General features: G+C 61.2%; 21 protein-coding genes. 13 read left to right on the top strand and 8 right to left on the bottom strand.

The features are described from left to right. The first annotated feature begins 45 nt into the window (after positions 1-45). The 9 genes from FP026_RS03945 (at position 46) to FP026_RS03905 (ending at position 9,955) form a co-directional block, all read left to right on the top strand. A complete protein-coding gene (locus tag FP026_RS03945) occupies positions 46-1,005 on the top strand; it encodes an ABC transporter permease (RefSeq protein ID WP_149633320.1) in 960 nt (319 codons plus the stop codon). Further along, positions 1,005-1,844: an ABC transporter permease gene (locus tag FP026_RS03940; RefSeq protein ID WP_149633319.1), complete on the top strand. Its 840-nt coding sequence runs from the start codon at positions 1,005-1,007 to the stop codon at positions 1,842-1,844. Before FP026_RS03945 ends, FP026_RS03940 begins: the two co-directional genes overlap by 1 nt. Continuing rightward, positions 1,841-3,580, top strand: a complete 1,740-nt coding sequence (locus FP026_RS03935; RefSeq protein ID WP_149633318.1) for an ABC transporter ATP-binding protein — start codon at positions 1,841-1,843, stop codon at positions 3,578-3,580. Before FP026_RS03940 ends, FP026_RS03935 begins: the two co-directional genes overlap by 4 nt. A gap of 21 nt (positions 3,581-3,601) precedes the next feature. After that, on the top strand, positions 3,602-4,618 hold the full coding sequence (locus FP026_RS03930) for a serine hydrolase domain-containing protein (protein WP_149633317.1): 1,017 nt from the start codon (positions 3,602-3,604) through the stop codon (positions 4,616-4,618). A gap of 10 nt (positions 4,619-4,628) precedes the next feature. Next, complete coding sequence (locus FP026_RS03925) at positions 4,629-5,744, top strand: anhydro-N-acetylmuramic acid kinase (protein WP_149633316.1); 1,116 nt, start codon at positions 4,629-4,631, stop codon at positions 5,742-5,744. Positions 5,745-5,850: 106 nt separating this feature from the next. Beyond that, positions 5,851-6,801, top strand: a complete 951-nt coding sequence (locus FP026_RS03920) for a lytic transglycosylase domain-containing protein (protein ID WP_149633315.1) — start codon at positions 5,851-5,853, stop codon at positions 6,799-6,801. A 141-nt stretch (positions 6,802-6,942) separates the two neighbouring features. Then, the gene (locus tag FP026_RS03915) at positions 6,943-9,213 is read left to right on the top strand and encodes an FdhF/YdeP family oxidoreductase (RefSeq protein ID WP_149633314.1); all 2,271 of its coding nucleotides are present in this window, start codon (positions 6,943-6,945) and stop codon (positions 9,211-9,213) included. A gap of 83 nt (positions 9,214-9,296) precedes the next feature. Next, entirely contained in the window at positions 9,297-9,545 is a 249-nt protein-coding gene (locus tag FP026_RS03910; RefSeq protein ID WP_149633313.1) for a type II toxin-antitoxin system VapB family antitoxin, read from the top strand. Then, a complete protein-coding gene (locus FP026_RS03905; protein WP_149633312.1) occupies positions 9,542-9,955 on the top strand; it encodes a type II toxin-antitoxin system VapC family toxin in 414 nt (137 codons plus the stop codon). Before FP026_RS03910 ends, FP026_RS03905 begins: the two co-directional genes overlap by 4 nt. 57 nt (positions 9,956-10,012) lie before the next feature. Here FP026_RS03905 and FP026_RS03900 read toward each other — a convergent pair whose 3' ends face one another. The 7 genes from FP026_RS03900 to putA all read right to left on the bottom strand — a co-directional run bounded on the left by FP026_RS03900 (position 10,013) and on the right by putA (position 21,132). Beyond that, positions 10,013-11,086 (bottom strand): ABC transporter ATP-binding protein, encoded by a 1,074-nt coding sequence (locus FP026_RS03900; protein ID WP_149633311.1) that lies wholly within the window; start codon positions 11,084-11,086, stop codon positions 10,013-10,015. Position 11,087: 1 nt separating this feature from the next. Further along, positions 11,088-13,016 carry a glycoside hydrolase family 127 protein gene (locus tag FP026_RS03895; protein ID WP_149633310.1) on the bottom strand — a complete coding sequence of 643 codons (1,929 nt, stop codon included), beginning with the start codon at positions 13,014-13,016 and terminating at the stop codon, positions 11,088-11,090. Between the two features lie 24 nt (positions 13,017-13,040). Beyond that, on the bottom strand, positions 13,041-13,904 hold the full coding sequence (locus FP026_RS03890; RefSeq protein WP_149633309.1) for a carbohydrate ABC transporter permease: 864 nt from the start codon (positions 13,902-13,904) through the stop codon (positions 13,041-13,043). Then, positions 13,901-14,818, bottom strand: a complete 918-nt coding sequence (locus FP026_RS03885; RefSeq protein WP_149633308.1) for a carbohydrate ABC transporter permease — start codon at positions 14,816-14,818, stop codon at positions 13,901-13,903. The genes FP026_RS03890 and FP026_RS03885 overlap by 4 nt, the downstream gene beginning before the upstream one ends. Before the next feature lie 67 nt (positions 14,819-14,885). Further along, positions 14,886-16,124, bottom strand: a complete 1,239-nt coding sequence (locus FP026_RS03880; RefSeq protein WP_149633307.1) for an ABC transporter substrate-binding protein — start codon at positions 16,122-16,124, stop codon at positions 14,886-14,888. Positions 16,125-16,168: 44 nt separating this feature from the next. Then, entirely contained in the window at positions 16,169-17,188 is a 1,020-nt protein-coding gene (locus FP026_RS03875; protein WP_149633306.1) for a LacI family DNA-binding transcriptional regulator, read from the bottom strand. Between the two features lie 239 nt (positions 17,189-17,427). After that, positions 17,428-21,132, bottom strand: a complete 3,705-nt coding sequence (gene putA / locus FP026_RS03870; RefSeq protein ID WP_149633305.1) for a trifunctional transcriptional regulator/proline dehydrogenase/L-glutamate gamma-semialdehyde dehydrogenase — start codon at positions 21,130-21,132, stop codon at positions 17,428-17,430. 185 nt (positions 21,133-21,317) lie between these two features. Here putA and FP026_RS03865 point away from each other — a divergent pair, with 185 nt between their 5' ends. Together FP026_RS03865 and FP026_RS03860 are read left to right on the top strand one after the other, a co-directional pair. Next, positions 21,318-21,779 carry an Lrp/AsnC family transcriptional regulator gene (locus FP026_RS03865; protein ID WP_112342267.1) on the top strand — a complete coding sequence of 154 codons (462 nt, stop codon included), beginning with the start codon at positions 21,318-21,320 and terminating at the stop codon, positions 21,777-21,779. 143 nt (positions 21,780-21,922) lie between these two features. Then, a complete protein-coding gene (locus tag FP026_RS03860; RefSeq protein WP_149633304.1) occupies positions 21,923-22,189 on the top strand; it encodes a hypothetical protein in 267 nt (88 codons plus the stop codon). Positions 22,190-22,229: 40 nt separating this feature from the next. Here the strand turns inward: FP026_RS03860 and FP026_RS03855 are convergent, their stop codons facing one another. Then, positions 22,230-22,415 carry a 4-oxalocrotonate tautomerase gene (locus FP026_RS03855; RefSeq protein WP_149633303.1) on the bottom strand — a complete coding sequence of 62 codons (186 nt, stop codon included), beginning with the start codon at positions 22,413-22,415 and terminating at the stop codon, positions 22,230-22,232. 128 nt (positions 22,416-22,543) lie between these two features. On the opposite strand from FP026_RS03855, the gene FP026_RS03850 reads away from it, so the two are divergent. Both FP026_RS03850 and FP026_RS03845 read left to right on the top strand, forming a co-directional pair. Beyond that, on the top strand, positions 22,544-23,428 hold the full coding sequence (locus FP026_RS03850) for a LysR family transcriptional regulator (RefSeq protein ID WP_149633302.1): 885 nt from the start codon (positions 22,544-22,546) through the stop codon (positions 23,426-23,428). A gap of 71 nt (positions 23,429-23,499) precedes the next feature. Further along, positions 23,500-24,504, top strand: coding sequence for a LacI family DNA-binding transcriptional regulator (locus tag FP026_RS03845; RefSeq protein ID WP_149633301.1), 1,005 nt, complete (start codon positions 23,500-23,502; stop codon positions 24,502-24,504). Positions 24,505-24,575 lie beyond the last annotated feature (71 nt).

The following is a 24,575-nucleotide window of genomic DNA, read 5'->3' as shown; positions in this document are numbered from 1 at the left end:
AAAACCGCTTCGCATTTTTGCTGGAATTGCACGAGAGGAAGTGCAATGGCATATCTGGCGCGCCGGCTGATGACATTCCCGCTGATCATGCTGGGCGTATCCATCTTCGTCTTCGTTGCCATCCGGCTGGTGCCGGGCGATGCGATCACGGCGATGCTCGGGACCAATGCGGGCCTGCTGACGCCGGAGCAGCGGCAGGCTCTTGCCGCATATTTCGGCATCGACCAGCCCTGGCCCATTCAGTACTGGCATTGGCTGCTCGGGGTATTCCAGGGCAATCTCGGTATCTCGGTCACCTATGGCAAGCCGGTTCTCGATATCATCCTGGAGCGCTTTCCGCTGACGCTCGAGCTTGCATTGCTCTCCATGGTCATCGCGCTCGCCATCGGCCTGCCCGCCGGCGTCTTTGCTGCCACGCGAAACGAGAAGCCGTCCGATCTTGCCGTGCGCATCTTCGCCATGATCGGCCAATCGACGCCGAATTTCGTTCTCGGACTTCTGCTGATCTATGCCTTGTCGGCCGGCTTCGGCGTATTGCCGACCATGGGGGCTTTCACGCCGATCTGGCAGGATCCGCTCGGTAATCTTGGCCAGATGATCCTGCCGGCATTGACCCTTGGCTTCGCCTTTGCCGCCTCGGTGACGCGCGTCGTGCGCTCCGCCATGCTCGATGTCTTGAGCGATGACTATGTCCGCACGGCCCGCAGTCGCGGCGTGCCGGCGCGTGGCGTCATCTGGCGACATGCTTTGCCGAATGCGCTGATCCCGGTGGTGACGTTGAGCGGCGTCGAATTCGGCTACTTGCTCGGCGGTGCCGTGCTGGTCGAGCAGATCTATGCGCTGCCGGGGCTCGGGCGGTTGGTGCTCGATGCGATCCAGCAGCGTGATTATGCCCTGGTTCAGGGCTGCGTGCTGTTCATCGCGTTCAATTTCATGATCGTCAATCTGCTTGTCGATCTCGCCTATGTCGCGCTTGATCCGCGCGTCCGTCTGGGAGAAGGCTGATGCGGATCATCAAGGCCATTTTCGGACACGTCAGCGGCCGGATCGGCGGCGCCATCGTGCTCATCTACATCGCGCTCGCCATCCTTGGCCTACTCGGCTTGACGCCGCATGATCCGGTGGCGCGCAATCCGTTGGCCCGCTTGCAATCTCCTGATTCCGCTTACTGGATGGGCACGGACCTGCTTGGCCGCGATGTGGCCAGCCGCTTGATGAACGGTATCGGCGAATCCTTCACCGTCGCGTTCTTCTCCGTTGCCGTCGCAACCCTGGTCGGCACCCTGCTTGGCTTGACCGCGGCATGGTCGGGCAAGCGCTGGGACGGCGTGATCATGCGAACAATGGATGTGCTTTTGGCCTTTCCAGCGATCCTGCTTGCACTGCTGATCATCGCTGTCGTCGGGCCTGGCACCTGGACCAGCGTTGCCGCGATCGCGATCGTCTATACGCCGATCTTTACCCGCGTGGTGCGAGGCCCGGCCCTTTCGCTGAAGGCACGCGATTTCGTCGATGCGGCCCGCACCTTCGGCAGCAGCCGCTCCTACATTCTGACACGGCATCTCCTGCTCAATCTGGTTGCGCCACTGACGGTGCAGGTGACGCTGGCGCTCGCCTGGTCGCTGCTGACGGAGGCGGGCTTGAGCTTCCTTGGCCTGGGAACGCAGCCTCCGGCCTCGTCCTTGGGCCTGATGCTGAGCGACAGCCGCAAGCTCATGGAGACGGCGCCCTGGCTGCTGATCTTCCCCGGCGTAACCATCATGATTTCTATTCTCGGCTTCAACCTGCTCGGCGATGCCCTGCGCGATATCCTTGATCCGAAGATGCGGAGGGCGACGGTATGACACCGCTTCTCTCCGTCTCCGATCTGCGCGTCGGCTTCGGTCGCAACCCCGAGGCCAATCCCATCGTTCGCGGTGTCAGCTTCGATCTCGATGCCGGCGAAACGCTGGCGATTGTCGGCGAGAGCGGCTCGGGCAAATCCGTCACCGCGCTTTCGATCAATCGCCTGGTCGATTTCGGCGGCGGCCGTATTACCGGCGGATCGATCCGCCTGAAGCAGGCCGATAACAGCATTCTGGACCTGACCAAGGCGAGCGAAGCGGAGCTGACGAAGATCCGCGGCCGCGAGATCGGCATGATCTTCCAGGAGCCGATGACCTCCCTCAACCCGGTCCTGACCATCGGCACGCAGATCGAGGAATCCTTCCGGCTGCATCGCGGCCTGACGGGAAGCCAGGCAAAGGCGGCGGCAAAGGATGCGCTGGATCGCGTGCGCATTCCCGATGCCGCGCGGCGGCTGACCTATTGTCCGAACCAGCTTTCCGGCGGCATGCTGCAGCGCGTGATGATCGCAACCGCGCTTGCCTGCAATCCGCGTCTTCTGATTGCCGATGAGCCGACGACGGCGCTCGATGTCACCGTGCAGGCGCAGATCATGGCGCTGCTCGCAGAATTGAAGCGCGAGACCGGCATGTCGATGATCTTCATCACCCATGATATCGGCCTTGTCGCCGGCATTGCCGACAAGGTGATGGTGATGCAAGCCGGCGAGGCGGTGGAGAAGGGCGAGCTCGATCAGGTTCTCGATCATCCCACGCATCCTTATACCCAACATCTGCTGCATTCCGTCCCGCATTTCGCTTCGGGGCTGGCCGCTCGCAGCGATTTCCAGCGCGATGAGGAGCAGGCTAAGCCGGTTTTGAAGGTGGAAGGGCTGACGGTCCGCTTCCCGGTCAAGGGCAGTTTCCTGCGCCGATCGACCGGCGCCGTTCATGCCGTCGAAGGCGTCGGTTTCGACCTGATGCCCGGCGAGACGCTGGCGATTGTCGGCGAAAGTGGGTCGGGCAAGTCCACCACTGCTCGGGCGATCCTCGGATTGGTGAAGTCGACCCGCGGCACGTTTACGACCAATTGCGGCAACGCCGCCGATCGTACGAGTGCGGTGCAGATGGTCTTTCAGAACCCCTATGCCTCCCTTAATCCGCGCCTTCGCGTTGACAGCATCCTTGCCGAACCGGTTATTGCATCGGGAACGCGGCTTTCATCCGAAACCCGCGAGCGAATGGTCATGCTGCTGAAGCGCGTGGGCTTGCCGGAAAATGCCCTCGATCGCTATCCGCACGAATTTTCGGGCGGCCAGCGTCAGCGGCTGTGCATTGCGCGCGCCTTGATGCTTAATCCGTCCGTGCTGGTGCTTGACGAAGCGGTTTCGGCGCTTGACGTTTCCGTTCAGGCACAGGTCTTGGAATTGCTGATCGAGCTGCAGCGTGAATACGGTCTCGCCTATCTCTTCATCTCGCATGACATGGCTGTCGTCGAGCGCATCGCCCATCGCATCGCGGTGATCTATGCCGGGCAGATCGTCGAAATCGGTGACGCAGGCTCGGTCTTGTCGGAGCCCCGGCATTCCTATACCAGGCGGCTGATCGCGGCGGTTCCGACGGTTGCGCGGCGCAAGGAGACCTTCACGCTCGACACGCGCCAGGTTCCGTCGCTGGTGCGGCCGCCCGGCTTCGAGCCGACCGCACCGGAATGGCATCGCTTCGCAGCCGATCATATCGCTCTTGCGGAAGCCTGAGCAGGGCTGCGGAGAACCGACATGGAAGGGGGGAGAATGGAGTTTCAGGAGCGTTTCGATCGGGCGTTTGCACCGCTCGAACAATCGGTTGCAACGTCCCACATTCCCGGCGGCGTGTTCGGCATGGTCGATCTCAAAGGCAACCGGCAGGTCCGCGCGGTGGGTTCCGCCCAGAAGGTGCCAAGCGTCAGGCCGATGTTGGTCGATACCTGGTTCGATCTCGCCTCACTCACCAAGGTGATTTTCACGACGCCGCGTATTCTCGCCCTAGCCGAGGCCGGCACGATCGATCTCGACGCGCCGCTGACTGTGCTTCTGCCCGATCTGCGCCAATACAGCGCCGAGGCATGGGAACGGAAGGTGACGTTCCGCCAATGCCTCGGCCATCAGACACCCTTCCCTGCGGTTGAGCCGATCTACACCTATGGCCGCGATCCTGAGCTTTTGCGCACCTTCATCCTGCAGCGCGAATGGCGCGCCGGCCCACCGGTCTATTCCGACATCAACTTCATTCTGCTCGGCTTCGCTTTAGAACGGCTGAGCGGAAAGACAATTCGTGCCATGGATCCGGGACCGGGGTTTGCTTTCTCCGCGCCGCCGAAACTCGCCGCCGCAACGGAAGACTGCACCTGGCGTCATCGCGTTCTATCGGGCGAGGTTCATGACGACAATTGTTCGGCGCTGCAGGGTGCCGGCCATGCCGGCCTGTTCGGCACGGTGGATTCGATCCTCGATTTCGCCAAGGGATTGCTTGACGGTAGCGGCGCGTCGGCGCAGTCAATCGCGCTGATGCGGACACCGCTTTCCGCCACTCGCACCCATGGCTGGGAACGGCCCCATGACGGTTGGCATGGCGGCACTCTTTGCTCGCTCGGCACGATCGGCCACACGGGCTTCACCGGCACGGCCCTCTGGATCGATTTCGACAAGGGCAGGGCCTGGACCTTGCTTACCAACCGCATTCATCCGACACGCCACTTCGACAGCGGCATTCTTGCGCTTCGTCAGACCGTCGGCGACCTCGTCAACGCAGCTTAGGAGCCTGACCATGGAACCAATCTGGGCAGTCGGTCTGATGACCGGGACCGTCCTCGACGGCAATATCGATGTCGCCATGCTGAAGACCGATGGCGAGCGCGTCGAGGAATTCGGCCCTTACGTGCTGGCGCCCTATCCCGACTGGATCCGCAGGCTCCTGGAAGAAACCCTAGCGCAGGCGCGTATTTGGAATTTCGAAGGGCCGGAGCCGGCGATCTTCAGCCAAGCCGAGGAGGCCCTGACGCGGGCGCAGTCGGAGGCGGTCAAGGAACTGGTCGAAAGCAACGGCATGACGATGGCCGACATCGGCGTCGTCGGCTTTCATGGCCAGACCGTGCTGCATCGGGCACCGCAGAAGGATCGGCTGGGGCAGACGCGCCAGCTGGGCGATGGCGAGCTGATGCGCTCCATCCTCGGCACCAAGGTTGCCTATGATTTCCGCTCCGCCGACATGCGCGCCGGCGGGCAGGGCGCGCCGCTTGCCGCTGCCTATCACACGGCTTTGCTGCGTGGTGCCGGCGCTGCGGGCGAAGCGGCCATTCTCAATCTCGGCGGTGTGGCCAATGTCACTTGGTGGGACGGAGAGGGCGATTTCGTTGCCTTCGACACCGGCCCGGCCAACGCGCCGCTCAACGACTTCATCAAGTCCCACGGGCTCGGCGAAATGGACCGTGACGGCGCGCTTGGACGTGCCGGCAAGGTCGATGAGGCGCGGCTCGAGCGGCTGCTGCAGCATCCCTATCTCACGGCACCCTATCCGAAGTCGCTGGATCGTTTCGATTTCGGCGCCTCCATGGCGGATGGCCTCAGCCCGGAGGATGGTGCCGCAACACTTTCGGCCTTCACGGCAGGCGCTGTGGGCAAGGCGCTGGATCTCCTTCCTCGCAGGCCCACCAAGGTCGTCGTCAGCGGCGGCGGTCGGCACAATCCGACAATCATGTCGATGCTCAGGAGCCGGGCTGGCGTCGAGCCGATCTTTGCCGAAGATCTCGGTTGGCGCGGCGATGCAGTGGAGGCGGAGTGCTTTGCGTTTCTCGCGGTGCGCGTGCTGCGGGGCCTACCGATCAGCTTTCCCGGCACGACGGGCGTGCCGGCGCCGATGCGCGGTGGCCGCCTCGCGCAGTAGCCACCCGCGAGCCAGCTGTCGCGTGAGAGGTTTTCGCTTCCGTCCATCGATGATATGAAGAGGCCGCGAATTTGCGATCGGTTGGTCTCGGACGGATATCGCTTATATGGCAGGCAGGCAGTATAAGGCAGGCTTCGTCGGTATCATTGTCGCTTTCGCGACCGCACTTGCCGTCGATGCTTTTGTTTTTAGCCCAGCAGCTGCGCAATCGGAATGGCGTGTTGCGCCTCCCGTCTGCGTTTCCGGCCCAATGACGACGGAGACGGGCGAGACGCTTTGCCTGCGCAAGGACAGCTACAATCGCGATCTCTGCACGGCCATCGAGTATTTCGCTCACAGCAATCGTCTGCCGCCGGAATATCTGGCGCGGCTGGTCTGGCGCGAAAGCCTGTTTCGCTCCGATGCAGTCAGTCCCAAAGGCGCGCGCGGCATCGCGCAGTTCATGCCGGGAACGGCGAAGCTGCGCGGCGTGCGCGACAGCTACGATGCGCTGGAAGCACTTGGCAAGGCGGCGACCTATCTCGATGAATTGCGGGGCCGCTTCGGTAATTTGGGTTTGGCTGCGGCCGCCTATAACGCCGGCGAGGGCGGTCTTGCCAATTTTCTCAATTCCGGTGGACTTCCCTATGAGACGCGCAACTATGTGAGCGCGATCACCGCCCACAGCGTTGAGGAGTGGCGGGACGATCCGCCCGATATCGCAGCTCCCGTGCTGGATAAGGGTAAGCCGTTCGTCGATTCCTGCGTCGCGCTCGCGCAGAGCCGGCGCCTGAAACCGACGCCTTTGGAGCAGGAGCGGCCCTGGGCGCCCTGGGGCGCGCAACTCGCCGAGCATTTTCAGCTGGATGCCGCGCGGCGCCTGTTTACCGCGAATATCCGCAAGCTGCCGTCTCCGCTGAACGTCGAAAAGCCCTTGATCGTGCGTCAGCGCAATGCCGATTTCGGCCGTCGAGTCCGCTATGCGGCGCGCATAGGGCGGCAAACGCGGGAGGAAGCGGATGCCGTTTGCACTCAGATCCGGCAGCAAGGCGGCTCTTGCCTGGTCTTCAGGAACTAGCGCTTTGCATGAGCCCATTGCCAGCGGCGATTGTTCGATCCACTACCGCTTGATTGTGCTTTACTCCCTGATGTCGCAAGCTTATTTCTTGTAAGCCCGACCTTTGGGAGGAAGCCGTTTGGGTAGCCAAAGGAGCGTATGATGGCGCAGAAGCGTGAAGTCCCCGGTATCCGTCCCTACAATAGCCCCGCCGGCGGTTGGGGAGCCTTGAAGGCAACGGCCAAGGCAGTTCGCGACCAGATGGATGTCACCGAAGCGCCAGGCCTTCTCCTGCGCACCAATAAGCCCACGGGCTTCGATTGCCCGGGTTGCGCATGGCCCGACAAGGAGCACACCTCCACCTTCCAATTCTGCGAAAACGGCGCCAAGGCGGTTACCTGGGAGGCGACGAACAAGCGTGTAACGCCAGAATTCTTTGCTAAGCATACGGTCAGTGAGCTTTTGACCTGGAGCGATTATGAGCTGGAAAATGCCGGCCGGTTGACCCATCCGATGGTCTACGATCGTGCCTCCGATACCTATCAGCCCATTGCCTGGGAAGACGCCTTTGCCCGCATCGGCGAGGTCATGCGGAGCCAGCCCGATCCGGATATGGTCGAGTTCTACACATCCGGCCGTGCCTCCAACGAGGCGGCCTTCCTCTTCCAGATTTTCGCGCGCGAATACGGCACCAACAATTTCCCCGACTGCTCGAACATGTGCCACGAGGCAACCAGCGTCGGCCTGCCGCAATCGATCGGTATCGGCAAGGGCACCGTGTCGCTCGACGACTTCGACGAATGCGATCTCATTATCTCCATGGGGCACAATCCCGGCACGAACCATCCGCGCATGATGGGCACGTTGCACGAATGCTCGCGACGCGGCGTGCCGATCATCGTCTTCAACCCGCTGAAGGAGCGGGCGCTGGAGCGCTTTGCCGATCCGCAGGATCCGATCGAAATGGGAACCTTCGGATCGACGCGGATCGCGTCGTCCTATTATCAGGTGAAGATCGGCGGCGATGCCGCGGCGCTCAAGGGCATCATGAAAGCGGTCCTGGCGCTGGCCGAGACTTCGCCTGACGTTCTCGATCACGCCTTCATCGCCGAGCATACGATCGGCTTCGATGCACTTATCGACGACATCAACCAGACGGACTGGGCCGATATCGAGCGGGTGTCGGGCCTTGCCCGCGCCGATCTGGAACGGGTTGCCGACGCTTACGTCAAATCAAAGGCGACGATCGTCGCCTATGGCATGGGCATCACCCAGCATGCCAAGGGAACGGCCAATGTACAGCAGATTGCCAACCTACTGCTCTTGCGTGGCAATTTCGGAAAGCCGGGCGCCGGCATTTGCCCGCTGCGCGGACATTCCAACGTACAGGGCAACCGAACCGTCGGGATTACCGAGAAGCCCACTCCTGCGCTGATCGAAGGTATCGAACGGGCCTTTGGTTTCACGTCGCCGGCTCATCATGGCCACGATGCTGTTGCCGCCATGCAGGCGATGGCGGAGGGGCGCTCCAAGGTGCTGCTTTGCCTCGGCGGCAATTTTTCGATTGCGCTTCCCGATCCGGACCTATGTGCCGAGGCTATGCGCAAGCTCGATCTTGCCGTTCATATGAACACCAAGCTCAATCGCTCCAATCTGCTTATTGGCAAGGAGTCCTTCCTGTTCCCCGTCCTTGGCCGTACCGAGCAGGACGTTCAGGCGACCGGTGCGCAATCCGTGACGATCGAGGATTCGATGTCAATGGTGCATGCCTCGCGCGGCAGGCTGAAGCCGGCTTCCGACCAGCTGCGCTCGGAGCCGGCCATCGTTGCCGCGATGGCGCAGGCGACCCTGCCTGATAGCAAGGTTGCGTGGATGGAACTGATCGCTGACTACGATCTGATCCGCGACAAGATCGAAATCGTCTATCCGGATTTTGCCGATTATAACGAGCGCATTCGTGTTCCGGGCGGCTTTCGCCTGCCGCTCGGGCCGACGGAACGCATCTGGAAGACGCCTTCCGGCAAGGCCGAATTCAAGCTGTTTTCGGGCCTCAACGAGGACATTTCGCTTTCAGATGGGACGATCCTCAAGCTGGCGACAATCCGCAGCCATGATCAGTACAATACGACGATCTATGGCCTCGACGATCGCTATCGCGGCGTCTTCGGCCGCCGCGACGTCCTGTTCATGAACGACAAGGATTTGAAGGCGAAGGGGCTGGAGCACGGCGATCTCGTCGAGATCGAAACGGCGCTTCCATCGGGCGCCAAGCGGTTGCTGAAGCTGACCGCCATTTCCTACGATATTTCCGAGGGGTCCGTCGCTGCCTATTACCCGGAGGCAAATTGCCTAATCCCGATCGATTACCAAGACAAGGAAAGCGGCACTCCGTCCTACAAATCCGTTCCGGTGCGGATCAGTAAGGCGGCATAATTTCGTTTTGCCGTCTAGCCATCTTCTGCCATCTTGATGGCTGGACACCCTGTGACTATATTTGGTTTGAACAGGAGACAGATATGGCTGAACCGCAATTGTCCGTTCGTAGTGCCAGGGCGCGTGACCTCGCGCATCGGCTCGCACGGCGCGAAAACCGCACAATCGCCGATGTCGTCGAGCGAGCGCTGGAAGCCTATGAGATTCGAGAGGCTGGTCGCGAACCCGCATCGTCGTTCTACGCTCGAATGGCGATGAGCGATGATGACGATATCGACCTTGAATCTGTTATTCGCAAGGGGCGTCAACTCAATCACGGTATCGATCTGTGATATTTCTGGACGCGAACGTTATGTCCGAGACGTTCCGGAAACTGCCCGATGAAGCCGTGATCTCATGGCTCGGTCGGCACGATGCGGAGATAGCACTCTCGACCGTGACTATAGCCGAAATCGCCTTCGGTATTCAAAAGATCATGCCTGATCAACGTGCTGCGCGGCTTGAGCAGAAATTGTCCGAATGGCGCCATCGTTTCGCTGATCGGATCTTCGGTCTTACCGAAGAAGCCGCATTGGACTACGGTGAGCTCATGGGCGCGGCGAAGAGGCAAGGACGACCGATGTCGACGGCGGATGGCATGATTGCAGCCATCGCCCGCGTCAATGGCGGACGTTTGGCCACTCGCAATCTATCCGACTTCCGTGAGACCGGGCTCGACCTGATATCTCCTTGGGAGTTCTAATCCGCCTGGAATGGTGACGGCCCTTTCTGGCATATGTGCTGCTTTTCAAGGAGGCAGCTACCGCAGCCGTCCTCCTTGCTTGTCGAAATAGCGCCGGCGTTCGGGCGGGCAATGCAGATGGAGCGTGTCGCCGCGCTCGATTTCCGGTCCGTCGCGATATTCGGCGATCAGGGGCTGGCCGTCCTCCGTTTGGCAATAGAGATAGCGCGTGCCGCCCAGATATTCGGTGACGTCGACTGTCACCTGCAAGGCGTCGTCCGCATCGGAAGCGACGACGAAATGTTCGGGGCGCATGCCCAGCAGGATCTTTTCGCCGGATGAAGGTCTATGCTGTGCAAGGTCGACTGTGATGCTGCAGTTTCCGACCTTCGCCGTCCCGCCATCGGACCATGTCGCTTCGATCATGTTCATCCTTGGTGAGCCGATGAAGCCGGCCACGAAACTGTTGGCCGGATCTTCATAGACCTCGCGCGGGCTGCCGACTTGTTCGATCCGGCCATCCCTCAGCACGACGATCCTATCGGCGAGCGTCATGGCCTCGGTCTGGTCGTGGGTGACATAGATCATCGTATTGCCGAGTTCGCGATGAAGCCGGGCAATTTCGATGCGCATGGAAACACGCAGCTCCGCGTCGAGGTTGGAAAGCGGCTCGTCGAAGAGGAAGACATCCGGCTCGCGAACGATGGCGCGTCCGATGGCGACGCGCTGGCGCTGGCCACCGGAAAGCTGCCCTGGCCGGCGGTCGAGCAGATGATCGATCTTGAGGATCGCTGAGGCCGAGCGCACGCGTCTTTCGATCTCGGATGCGTCGGTCCGGGCCATTTTCAGCCCGAAACCGAGATTGTCGCGTACGCTCATATGCGGATAGAGCGCATAGGACTGGAAGACCATGGCGATGCCGCGCTCCGAGGGGTCGAGATCGGTGACGTCGAGGCCCTTGATGGCGATCTCGCCGTCGGTGACTTCCTCCAGCCCGGCAATCATGCGCAGCAGCGTGGACTTGCCGCAGCCGGACGGGCCGACGAAGACGACGAAGGCTCCTTCCGGTATGTCGAGGTCGATGCCGTGGATGACCGCGAGCCCGCCGAAGCTTTTGCGGACGCCGGTCAGGCGCATGCCGTTCTTCGTCATGTCAGGCTCCGCGCTGCATCTGATCGGCGCGGATCCAGACCAGCATCTCGCCGGGATCGCGATTGTCCCAGAGATGATAGGGCACGAAACGTGCAGTGGAGGCAGTGCTTTTCGGTGGCGCCGTCCGATAGAGATCAGAACCCCAGTCAGCCTCATCGCGCGTGACCGAAACATCGAGCGCCACCGCACCCTCCAGTGCGGCAATTTCCGTCGTCTTGGCGGATGCCGGATCGCTGGAAAGCGAAATGCCGTTGAGGTCGTGACCGTTGTCCGTGGTTTCGACGCAATAGACGAGCGGGCCGCGCATCAGGGCCGCACGTCCGGCGTCCTGACGGACTTTCGGATTGGCGAACAGCGTGCGTGGGATGAGCGGAAGGGCAAGGTCGACGCTATCGCCCGCCTGCCATTCCCGCTCGATGCGGGCATAGCCGTAGACGGTGATTGCCGTCAGATCGACCGGTGCGCCATTGATTGCGAGCGTGGCACCTTCAGCCCATTCGGGAATGCGTAACGATAGCGCAAATTTCGCGTTGCGATCGGGATTGACCTCGAAGCGAATTGCGCCGTCCCAAGGGTAGCGCGTCGTCTGGGAAAGCTGCACCGTCACGCCACCGAGCGGCACGCGCGCCTTGCTCTCGCCGTAGAGATGGACGGCGATCTCGTTGTCGGCCGCGGCATACATATAGGAGCCGACGGAGGCGAGCAGACGAGCGATATTCGGAGGGCAGCAGGGGCAATGGTGCCAGGTCCAGCGATGATGCTTGCCAGCGCTCTCCAGCGGGTTTTCGTAGAAGAACGTCTTGCCGTCCTGCGACAGCCCTGCCATCGCGCCATTGTAGAGGGCCACTTCCATGATATCGGCATAACGGCGGTTCGGGCCACGGCCCAGCATACGATTGGCCCAGAAGACCAGGCCGACGGAGGCGCAGGTCTCGGCATAGGCGCTTTCGTTGGGCAGATCGTAATAGTCAGTGAAGCCCTCGTTGGAGGCAGCCGGCCCGATGCCGCCGGTCACATACATCTGCTTGGTCGTTAGGTCATCCCAGAGCGTCTCGAGTGTTGCCGTCAGCGTATCGTCATTATATTCCGTGGCGATATCGGCCATGCCCGAATAGAGATACATCGCGCGCACCGCATGACCCACGACCTTGGTCTGCTTGCGCACCGGCAGGTGCGACTGGCTGTATTCATAGGTCTTCTGCACGAAATTCTTCGGATCGCGGCCATCGCGAAGCGCTTCCTCGGTGAAGAAATGCGGCTCCTGGCCGCGCTCGTCGATGAAGTATTTCGCAAGATCGAGATACTTCTTTTCACCGGTGACGCGGCTGAGCTTGACGAGCGCAAGTTCCACCTCTTCGTGGCCGCAATAGCCGCGAAGCTGCCCCTCGCCATGGCCGAAGACGGTGATCATGTAGTCGGCAAAGCGGCTCATGATGTCGAGCAGCTTGCGCTTGCCCGTTGCCTGGCAATAGGCGACGGCCGCCTCGATCAGATGGCCGGCGCAATAAAGTTCGTGATGATCGCGCAGGTTGGTCCAGCGCCGGCCGGGCTGAACGCGCTGGAACCAGGCATTCAGGTAGCCATCTTCCTGCTGAAGCTTCTCATACATGTCGATGATGGCATCGGCGTGCGCCTCCAGTTCGGCATTGGGGCGGCGGTAGAGCGAATAGGCGATGGTTTCGATCGATTTGCCGAGATCGCTGTCCCAGAACATCTGCGTTGAGCCCGACCATGTCTGCAGCGGAATGACGATGCCAGGGCTCGGCTGGCTGACGTCGATCGCCTGGATCATGCCGGCTTCGACGCAGCGGTCGAGCAGGGTCGCCGCAGTGGAGTTGCAGATTGCATCCTGGCGGGCGCCGAACAGGCCTGCGAGTTCGACATTCGGAACGGGCAGGGGGCGGAACTGGCGGTTTTCTCTGTCAGACATGGCTTTGATCCGTTGTTGAAAGGGTTATTTCACCGCGCCGGCCATCAGCCCGCGCATGTAATAGCGTTGCAGAAGCAAAAAGACGATGACGCAGGGGATGGTCATGACGGCGATGCCGGCCTGGACCGCGCCCCAGTTGACGGCGCCCAGCCGGCCGGTCCTGACGGCGATCATCAGCACCGGCAGGGTGAATTTCTCGTTGCTCGACAAGAGCACCAATGCGGCCAGGAACTCGTTCCAGGCATTGAGGAAGGCGAAGATCGCGACCGTCGCGACCCCCGGCAGCACCAATGGGAAAAGGACACGGAAAAGAAGTTTCAAATCCCGTGCGCCGTCGATGCGGGCCGCTTCCTCGATTTCCTTCGGCACGGCGTCGAAAGCGTTGCGCATCATGAAGACCGAAAAGGGAAGCTGCAGCGTCACATAAACCAGCGTCAGCCCGATCAGCGAATTGTTGAGGCCGAGCCTTGCCAGGATGATGAAGAGCGGCGTCAGGATCGACTGGAAAGGGATCATCAGCGTCGCGATGATCAGGATGAAGAGCGCGCCCTTGAAGGGGAAATGATAGCGCGAGAAGCCGTAGCCGGCCAGCAGGCTGACGATGACGGTCAAAAGCACGGTTGCGACCGAGACGAAGAGCGAGTTCAGCGTATGCTGAATGACCCCCGCGCCGAAGCCATCGAGCGAACGGTAGGCGTCGAAGCTGAAGCCGGTGGTCGGCCATGGCGGCAGCGGCGGAAGGCTCGCCTCGGTTCCGTGCCGGAATGACGACAGCAGCGCGATCGCGAAAGGCGCGAAGAAGAAGATGACGATGACGACGCCGATGCCGTGATAGCCGATGCCGCCCCAGAGCTTGCGCCGCGCGCGACGTTCCTTGGCAGTGGTCATGGCCGGTCCTCCCCGACGCGCAGCAGCCAGAGCTGGACGATGCTGATCAGCACCAGGATGATGAGGAGCGCAATCGAGAGTGCTGCGCCATAGCCGAGGTTGAAGGACACGAAGGACTGATTGAAGATGTAGTAGACGACCGAAATCATCCGGTTCTGCGGTCCGCCTGATGTCATGATGTAGAATTGGTCGAAGGCGAGCACCGAGCCGGTGATGGAAATGATCAGCGCGAGCGCGATCGTGCGGCGCATCAGCGGCAGGGTCAGATGCCGGAAGCGCTGCCAGCGCTTTGCGCCGTCGATCCGGGCGGCCTCCGTCAGTTCGGAGGGGATCGCCTGCAGGCCGGTCAGCAGGATGATCATGGTGAAACCGGCGATCTTCCAGACCACCATGACGATGATGGTTGCAAAGGCCATGTCGAAATCGGCTAGCAGGTTCGGTCTCTTGTCGACGAGGCCGAGCGCCAGCGCAACGGGTGCGAAGAAGCCGGCGTCGACATTGGCGAGCCAGACCCAAAGCAGTGAGGCTGTTGCGAGCCCGACAACAACGGGAAGGAAGATGATCGTTCGGTAAAGGCCGACGAATGGCCGGTGCTTTTCGACGAAAAAGGCGAGCGGGAAGGCGACGGCGAAGATCGCAATGGTCACGACGACGGTGTAATAGGTGGTGAAGCGCAACGCCGCCATGAAGCGCACGTCGGAGACCATGCGGATATAATTGCCGAAGCCGATCCAGCGGGGATTGCCGAGCAACGGCCAGTTGTGGAAGCTCATCCAGATAGTGAAAATCACCGGCAGAACGAAGAAGACGATGACGAGCGCCATGGCCGGCGCGATGTAGAAAAACCCGTGCCAGCCGGCGCGCCTTTGACGTTTTCGACGACGCGCGGTTGCGATAGCTCCAGGGCCAGCCATGGAATGCTCCCGATGTTGCGATGGAGGGACCGGGGAGCGTCAAGGCTCCCCGGCATTCATGGATTGATTATTGTTGGGCGTTGTCGATGATCGACTGCATCTCCGATTGGGCATTGGAGAATGCGCCATCGACATCGCTTCCGAAGATGGCTGCATTGGTGAAGCCCGCCCACGGTCCGTTGGCGCTGTTGATCAGGTCGTTGAACTGCAGCGTATAGGGCGTCTTGGCGACAGAGATTGCCTTCAGCCCGACCCGCATGCGCGGATCCAGGCCCTGAAGCACCTGATCGGCGATATCGCCGCGCGTCGGCAAGCTGCCGTATTTCGCCATGATCTTCTGTCCCTCGAGCGAATAGGTGTATTCGAGGAACTTCTTCACGGCATCGAGCTTCTTCGTGCCCTTGGAGATGACGAAATTGTCGCCACCGGCAAAGGATGACGGCTTGCCGTCGACGCCGGGGATCAGCGTCACGCCGAAGTGGATATCGGGATACTGCGTGATCAGCGTGCCGATCGAAAACGCGCCGATGCTCTGCTGGCCGATCTTGCCGTTGCTGATGCTGAGGAAATTGGCGCCGGTGTCGCTCGCGGCTCCCGCTGGCACCAGATCCTTCTTGACCATGTCGCGGTAAAAGCCAACGGCCTTGCGCATTTGCGGCGTGTCGAGCGTTGCCTTCTTGCCGTCTTCCGAGAGAATGTCGGCGCCGGCACCCCAGACGAGCGGCGTGAAGGTGAAGATCATGCAGCCGCCACAGCCGCCGCCGGAGAAATAGAAGCCATAGGTATCGCTGCCAAGCGCGCGGATCTTTTCGGCATTCTGCTCGATCTCGTCCCAGGTGGCCGGGGCCTTTTCAGGATCGAGGCCGGCCTTCTTGTAGAGATCCTTGTTCCAGGCAAAGACCGAGGTCTCGACCGAGAGCGGCAGGCCGTAGATATGGCCATCATAGGTGCCGAGCTTCACATGCGAGGGCGACAGCGAATTGAAATAGGGCAGGCTCTTTGCCCAGTCCGTCAGGTCCTCCAGCTGACCGGCGGCGGCAAAGGCCGGCGTATAGATGAGGTCCATCGACAAGGCGTCTGGCGCCTGGCCGCCGGCAATCGAAGTCGCATATTTCTGTACGAGTTCGCTAAAGGGCACTTCCGTCAGCGTGACCTTGTCGTCATGGCCGGCATTATAGGCCTCGACGACCTTTTTGAAGGAATCGCCGATGCCGCTTCGGACCCACATGGAGATGTTTTCGGCAGATGCACCGGATGCAAGCATTAAGGATATGAGGCCGGTTGCGGCCAGAAAGCGCTTCATCATGTTCTCCTCCCATGGGGCTACTCCCGTCAGCCCCTTTTCCTCTATCAATGATCGGGGCTTCCCCCGCACGATTGCCGCACGATAAGCTCGCACGGCAAAGTTCTGATGCCCGGTTCGACGCTTCGGCCCTCCGCCAAAGCAAGAACCGTCAGCCCGGCCTCGCGGCCAAGGGCTTTAAGATTCATGTCGACCGTCGTCAGTGGCGGCCGCGTCTGGGCGGCGACGATCTCCCAATTATCGAAGCCGACCACCGAGACATCGTCCGGCACCCGCACGCCGCGCTCGCGAAGCGCATCGACGACAGCGCGGGCGATCTGGTCGTTGCCGCAGAAGATCGCGTCCGGCTTTGCCCCGGCCGAGCCCCATAATTGTGCCACCGCCTCATGGCCCCAGGCCTCGGACCATGTGCCGTACATGACCGGCAGCTCGCCGCCGGCGAGATCGTGATAGGCCTTGGCGCGCTCGCGCACCGAAACGAAGCTTTCAGGGCCGGTCACGTGCGCGATGCGCTGCCGCCCGAGCCCCCGCAGCCATTCGACGGCAAGCGCCGCCCCCTGATAGTCGTCGGCGCAGAAGGTGACGCTTCCCGGAGCCCCCTCGGTGAATGCATAGATGACCGGGACCGGCAGGTTGGACAGATCAACGGGCAGGCGGCGGTCGATCCGCTTCCCAGAGGCGATGATGCCATCCACATGCTTGTCCAGCATCGCGTCCACATGAACCTTTCCAAGTGCCGGGTCGTCCTCGATCGTGCAGAGGAAGACCGAGACGCCGTGATCGACGAGTGCCTCCGTGATGCCGGCCATGACCGGCAGCGTGAAGCGACCATATGTATCATTGGTCAGAAGACCGATCGTGAAGGTGCGATTGCTGAGCAACCCCTTGGCGAGCGCATTTGGGCGGAAGCCGATTTCGGTCGCGGCACGCTTGACCCTTTCCCTGGTTTCCTCGCCCATCCGGCCGGTATTGTTCAAGGCCTTGGATGCCGTTGAGATGCTTACGCCCGCAGCCGCCGCAACATCGTGAATCGTTGCACGTCCGCTTTTCGCACGCTGATTTTCCAGATGCCTTCTCCCATTTGAATTTTCTTGAGAAAAGCTTTTCTCAATTCAAGAGTCAATATGAGAAAAGCTTTTCCCATAAAATTCTATGCCGGCACGGAAGTCGCCTCCAAGAGCGAAGGCTAATGCTCCGCGGCTGCCCATTTTAGTGGGGGCGGTGGCTAAACATGGGGGTGAAGCCAAAAAGCGACGGCCGGATCTTGTCGGTCCGGCCGTCGCGTAAATTGCAAATTGTGAAGACGTTATCCGATCGTCATCAGGCTGGCATTGCCGCCGGCTGCAGCGGTGTTGATCGATGTCGTCACCTCTTCGAGCAGCCAGTTCAGGCAATAGGCATCGGCATTTTTGGCGATCTCTTCGCTCGACGCCGCCTGGGTGAGAACCAGCGGGCCTGGAATGGCCGAGATCGTCTTGACCGCCTGCTGGACCCGCGCGGCATCGCCTTCGATGAGGGCGCCGGCGAATGGCCCATCCGCCGCCCAGTCTTTCGTCCAGGAGATGCGATTGGCGACCTGAGCCGGCAGGCCGCGAAGTTCGTCCTGTAAACCCGATGCCGCATCGATGACGATCGAATTGCCTGTCGCAAGCCCTGCGGCGATCTGAACATTAAGGCCGAGCGCCGTCTGCGGAGCGATGAGGATCCTGCCGCGCGGATGCAGTGCGTAAAGATTCAATTCGCCGACCGGGCCCTGTAGCTCGATATTGAAGCCCAGCGACGACTGGGCGGCGATCGCGCGCGCCTGCTTTGCCGCGTCCGCGGCACCCTTGCTTTCGAGCCAGGCGATGAACTGCCTCACGGCCGGATCGCTTTGCACCGAGGCATCGCGCAACTGTTCGGTCGAGGAGGCGACCAGACGGCGCAGATACATCGGGCCGCCCGCCTTCGGACCGGTTCCGGACAGGCCGCGACCGCCAAAGGGCTGGACGCCGACGACAGCGCCGATGATGTTGCGGTTGACATAGAGATTGCCGGCCCGCACGTGCTCGGTCACATGGGCGATCATATCGTCAAGCCGAGTATGGAGGCCGAAGGTCAGGCCGTAGCCGGAGGCGTTGATGTCGGCGATGAGCTTGTCCAGTCCCTTGCGCTGATAGCGTATGATATGAAGAACCGGACCGAAGACCTCTTGCTTGAGGTCGCTGAGCTTCTTCAATTCGATGATGGTCGGGGCAACGAAGGTGCCCTTGTCGGCGCTCTCGGGAAGATCGAGCTGTTCGACGTTGCATCCGAGCCCGCGCATGCGCGCGATATGCTCGTCGATGCCGCGCTTGGCATTGTCGTCGATGACCGGGCCGATATCGATCGCAAGCCGGTCGGTCTTGCCGACAGAGAGCTCGCGAAGCGCGCCGCGCAGCATGGTCAGGGTACGATCCGCCACTTCCTCCTGCAGGCAAAGGACCCGCAATGCCGAGCAGCGCTGTCCGGCGCTGTCGAAGGCCGATGCGATCACGTCGCCGACCACCTGTTCGGCAAGGGCCGAGGAGTCAACGATCATGCCGTTCTGGCCGCCGGTTTCGGCGATCAATGGGATCGGCTTGCCGAATTTGGACAGCCGTTCGGCAAGCTGCGCCTGGATCAGGCGGGCGACCTCCGTCGAGCCGGTGAACATGACGCCTGCGGTTTCGGGCGAGCCGACGAGTGCTGCACCCATTCTGCCGCTGCCGGGGGCGAATTGCAGGACATCGCGCGGAATCCCGGCTTCGTGCAGGATGCGAATACCCTGGGCGGCAATCAGTGGCGTATTGCCGGCCGGCTTGGCGACGACGGGATTGCCGGCCACGAGTGCTGCCGCGACCTGGCCTGTGAAGATCGCCAGCGGGAAATTCCATGGGCTGATGCAGACGACAGGGCCGAGCGGCACGCTTTCCGGTTTCAGCACCTTGCGTGCCTGCGTGGCGTAATAGCGAAGGAAGTCGATCGCTTCCCTGATTTCACCGACGGCGTTTGCGGCCGATTTGCCGGCTTCGCGGATCGTGAGGCCGACGAGGGCCGGCATCTCGTTCTGCATGAGATCGGCGGCACTCTCCAATATGGCGGCGCGCTCGTCGGGGCTTACGCCCGCCCATTGCTCGGCGCCGGCCGCCGCAAGCCGCATGACATCGGCCGCATCCTGTGTTTCGAGTTCGGTGACGTGGCCGACGACATCGGCATGGTCGGCTGGGTTGAGGACGGCACGGGCCGTACCGCGCTCGGAGCCGTCGGCAAGGAGCGGCTTTGCGGTCCAATCTCTGGCTGCGGAGGCCAGCAGCCGCGCGGATAGATCGGAGAGCGCCGTCTCGTTCGACAGATCGACGCCGCCGGAATTCTGCCGCACGCCGCCGAACAGGTCGGCAGGAAGCACGATCTTGTCGTGCTGCTTGCCGACGACAGTCATTGCGCCCACCCGCTCGACCGGATCGGCAATCAACTCAGAGACAGGCACGGCCGGATCGGCGATCTTGTTGACGAAGGAGGAGTTGGCGCCATTCTCAAGCAGGCGCCGCACGAGATAGGCGAGTAGCGTCTCATGCGTGCCGACAGGCGCGTAGATGCGGCACGGGCGGTCAAGCTTTTGAGCGCCGACGACCTCTTCATAGAGTGGCTCACCCATGCCATGCAGGCACTGGAACTCGTATTTGCCGACGGAAAAATCGCTTCCGGCCATGTGGTAGATCGCGGCCAGGCTCTGGGCGTTGTGGGTGGCAAATTGCGGGAAAACCACATCGGTTGCCGCAAGCAGCTTCCTGGCGCAGGCGAGGTAGGAGACATCCGTGTAGATCTTGCGGGTGTAGACGGGAAATCCTTCGAGGCCATCCAGCTGCGCGCGCTTGATCTCGGCATCCCAATAAGCGCCCTTGACGAGGCGGATCATGAGGCGATGCTTGGAGCGGCGGGCGAGATCGATGATGAAATCAAGGACGAAGGGGCAACGCTTGCCATAGGCCTGCACGACAAAGCCAATGCCGTCCCAGCCGGACAGATCCGGATCAAAGCACAGCTCTTCCAGCAGATCGAGCGACAACTCCAGTCGATCCGCCTCCTCGGCGTCGATGTTCAGGCCGATATTGTAGCCCTTGGAGAGCCGCGCCAGCGCCTTCACCTTCGGCAGAAGCTCGCTCATCACTCTCTCGGCCTGCGAACGCGAATAGCGCGGATGCAGCGCCGAAAGCTTGATGGAGATGCCGGGGCCTTCATAGATGCCGCGGCCGGCGGATGCCTTGCCGATCGCATGGATGGCGTTTTCGTAGTCGCGATAGTAGCGCTCGGCATCGGCATGCGTCGTCGCGGCTTCGCCGAGCATGTCGTAGGAATAGCGGAAGCCCTTTGCTTCGAGCGAGCGTGCACGCTTCAATGCCTCATCGATGGTCTCACCGGTGACGAACTGTTCGCCCATCATGCGCATGGCCATATCGACACCGCGGCGGATGACCGGCTCGCCGGCGCGGGCGATCAGCTTTGTCAGCGAGGCGGAAAGCCCGCTTTCGCTGACGGTCGAGGTCAATTTGCCGGTGACCACGAGGCCCCAGGTCGCAGCGTTGACGAACATCGAGCGGCCACCGCCCAGATGCGCTTTCCAGTCGCCGCCGGCGATCTTGTCGCGGATCAGCGCATCGCGCGTCGCGGTGTCTGGGATGCGCAGCAGTGCCTCGGCAAGGCACATCAGCGCAACACCTTCCTGGCTCGAAAGGGAATATTCCTGCACCAGCCCTTCGACACCATCGCCCTTGTGCTTGGCGCGCAAGGCTTCGATCAGCTTCTTGGCCGTTTTCCTTGTCGCCTCGCGAGTGGCTTCCGGCAGGGTAGCCGCCTCGATCAGGGCGGGCAGGCATTCGGTTTCGGGACGTCTATAGGCGGCTGTAATTGCCTGGCGGAGCGGGCTTTGCTCGCGAATGGGCGGCGCGAAATGCAAAAATGGGGGAGCGTCTGGAGCTGGTTCTTCAGTGGCGAGCTTGGCAGAGACAGTCATGATAACCTCAAGGTGCAAGGGTCCCGATGGCTTTGAGTGAGCCTTAATGATTGCCACACGCGGCCCTCCCGTTGCTTCGATCGGGAACATACTTCATTCCAGAAAAGCGTTCCGCCTTGAAACTGCGGCTTTCCAGTCATATTGAACTTCAATAGCGTCTATTTCAAATGGGAATGCCTGCTAAAATGACCAAATCCAGTGAAATTGACCAATTCGATCAAAAGATCCTCGACGCGCTGGTCGAGGACGGCCGCATGTCGATCACCGAGCTTTCCGAACGGGTCGGTCTTTCCAAAACTCCATGCCAGGCACGCCTGAAGAAATTGATCGATTCCGGCTATATCGATGGCTTCAAGGCCATACTCAATCCGATCAAGCTCGGCCTCGATCACGTCGCCTTTGCCGAAGTGAAGCTGACCGATACCCGCGAGGAAGCTTTGCTCAGCTTCAACAATGCCGTCAAGAAGATCAAGGAAATCGAAGAGTGCCACATGATCGCCGGTCGCTTCGACTATCTCCTCAAGGTGCGGACATCGGACATTCGCCGCTACCGCATCGTACTTGGCGAAAAAATTTCCAGCCTTCCTTTCGTGGCCAGCACATCCACCAATGTGGTGATGCAGTCGGTCAAGGAAAACTGGTCGTAAATCAGCCGCACCCTCCATGCATGTCCTGACTCGGTCGAAGAGGCTTTCGCCGGCCAACTCCTCTGCCGGCTAAACAATGACCTAGATTTCGCCATTCGAATCGGATCATTGCAAGGAGCTAAAATTAGTAAGGCGGAGTATGTATGGAAATGAATGCAAGCGACCGCGACCTTGTCGAGGTCATGAAGCGGTACTTTGCGGTGAAGGCCGAAGTCGAGGACGTGAAATCCCGCCTGGAGGCGGCGCGGCGGGAGAGTGGCGAAGAGATCAGCACATTCTACAACCCGCGCACCAATCCGAACCACGCAGCCGACATCATCCGTTCCCACGCCCTTAGGCAGGAGATGGTGCGTCTGATGGATTGGGCCGAAACCTGGGGGCGCCGGCGCCTGATGCCGGACGAGGCCTGACGGTCAGTTACGATCGCCAGGCCATCATCATGAAATCGGATCAATTATCGGATTTCAGTTTGCCCGCTGTTGCCCAGGAATCCTTCGAGATCTCGGTAATGATGATTTCCACCGATTCTGGCGGGCAGACGAGCGTTTCGACGGCGACCCTGGTCGCTTCGCGAACGAAGGCGCGTTTCTGGTCCTGTGTGCGTCCGGGATGCATTTCCAAGCGCAGGATGGGCATGGTGACTCCTTGATGGATTATGGCGATAGATTGCGGCCTGACCTCAGGCGCCACGGACTATCTTGCAAAACCAGTGGGTGATAAATACGCTACGATTTGCTTCACTCCAAACCTATAGGTATGCAATCGTGGACAAATTGGCCGGCATGGCGATGTTCGTCAGAGTGGTCGAGCATGGCAGCTTTGCCGCCGCAGCCGACATCAGCCAGGTGTCGTCAGCCATGGTTGCCAAACATATCAAGACGATCGAGCAACGGCTCGGCGCGCGCCTGCTTCACCGCACGACGCGTCGTCATCAACTGACAGAGGTCGGCAAGCTTTATTACGAGCGCTGCAAGACGGTGCTGGCGGAGGTGGAACTGGCCGAATCTTCGGCATCCGAACTGCAATCGGCTCCGCGCGGGCGCTTGCGGCTGGTAGCACCCGTCAGCTTCGGGACGCAAAGCCTCGTGCCGGCGCTTGTCGACTATTTGCATGAGAATCTCGAAGTCAGCGTCGACCTGGCGCTCGACAACAATCCGCATGATCTGATCGGCGAGGGATATGAACTCGGCTTCCATATCGGCGAGCTGACGGATACCAATCTCGTCGCTCGCCCGCTGAAGCCCTATCGGCGCATTCTCGCGGCGTCGCCGGATTATCTGGACCGTTGCGGCAGGCCGCAAACCCCCGAGGATCTCGCCAATCATCTATGCCTCGGCCATTCCTACTGGCGCCTGCAGGGCCGCTGGCATCTCGTCGGTCCCGAGGGAGAAACCCGCGAAATCGCCATAAGGGGCCGGTTCACCACGAACCAGGGCGGGGCTCTGCGCGTTGCCGCTCTGCATGGAGCCGGTATCGTGCTGCAGCCGGAATTGCTGCTCGCAGCCGATCTCGATGCCGGCCGGCTTGAGCCGGTGCTGCCGCAATGGTCTTACAAGCCCACGCCGATGCATCTGGTCTATGCGCCGGATCGGCGTCCGACGGCAATGTTGCGCAGTGCTATCGACTTTCTCGTGGCTCGCTTCGGCTAACGGTCGATCCTCTTTCGTTGCTCGCGAATCTATGATCAATTCTGATCATCGGTTTGGAGGGCGAGGGGCGAGTGGCCAAGGTTACGCTGAAGGATGTGGCGGCTGCCGCGGGTGTGGGAGCTGCGACGGTCGAGCGCGCGCTGAACGGGCGCGGCAACGTGTTGCCGGAGACGGCGGAGAAGATCTTCATTGCGGCCAAGCGGCTCGGCTATCGCGCGCCGCTTGCCGGCGCCAGGCACGGTCTGGTGCGCATCGAGGTCGTGCTGCTCCGGCCTGAAACCTATTTCTACTCGAGGCTCAATCGCGCCTTCGAGCGCATCGCCGCCTTGCTCGACAAGGATATCCAGATCCAGCGGACCTTTGCGCGCGAGGACGATCCCGCCGATTTCTCGCGTCATATCGCCAATCCGCAGGCACGTCGTTCGGCCCTGATCGTCGTTGCGCCTGATCATCCCGATGTGGTCGGCAGTGTCCGCAAGGCCGCCGCCGGCGGCATTCCCGTCGTGCAGATCATGACGCGGCCGGCGCCGGAACTCGCCTATGTCGGGATCGATAACGAGGCCGCCGGCCGCACCGCCGCTTTCTACATGGCGCGCATGCAGGCCGGCATCTCCGGCACCTTCGTCGCGCTGTGCCACAGCGGCGCTTACGAGAACCACAAGGCGCGCATCCGCGGATTTTCCAACTACTTATCTGCGGATGCCAATCCAGCCCATCGCTTCGCCGAGGTCATGTTCGACGAGGACGACGAGATGAAGACGATGGAACTGCTGACGAGCGCCTTTGCCAAATACCCCGATATTGCCGGCCTCTATAGCGCCGGCGGCGACAACGCCGCCATCGCCACGGTTCTGCACCGGCACCGTAAGCGACCCGTCTTCTGGGTCGGCCATGAACTATCCGATGCCACGCGCAGCTATCTCAAAGAGCGCTTGATGACGATCGTTCTCGATCAGGCTCCGGAAGTTCAGGCCCGCCGTGCCATCGACCTGACCCTGAAGCGGCTGGGTTTGATCGATACCGACGTCGATCCCGAACCGGTCCGTTTTCTGACCATTACTCCTGAAAGTCTTTGAGGGTATCGGCACCTGGCGCAAATATCTCGCGCTCGGCGGCGATCGTTGGTTCAAATCCTGCCCTAGGGACT

It is taken from the genome of Martinezella tropici, assembly GCF_008370325.1.
GTDB classification, from domain to species: Bacteria; Pseudomonadota; Alphaproteobacteria; order Rhizobiales; family Rhizobiaceae; genus Rhizobium; species Rhizobium tropici_B.
This window is presented reverse-complemented; position numbering and strand designations above follow the sequence as displayed.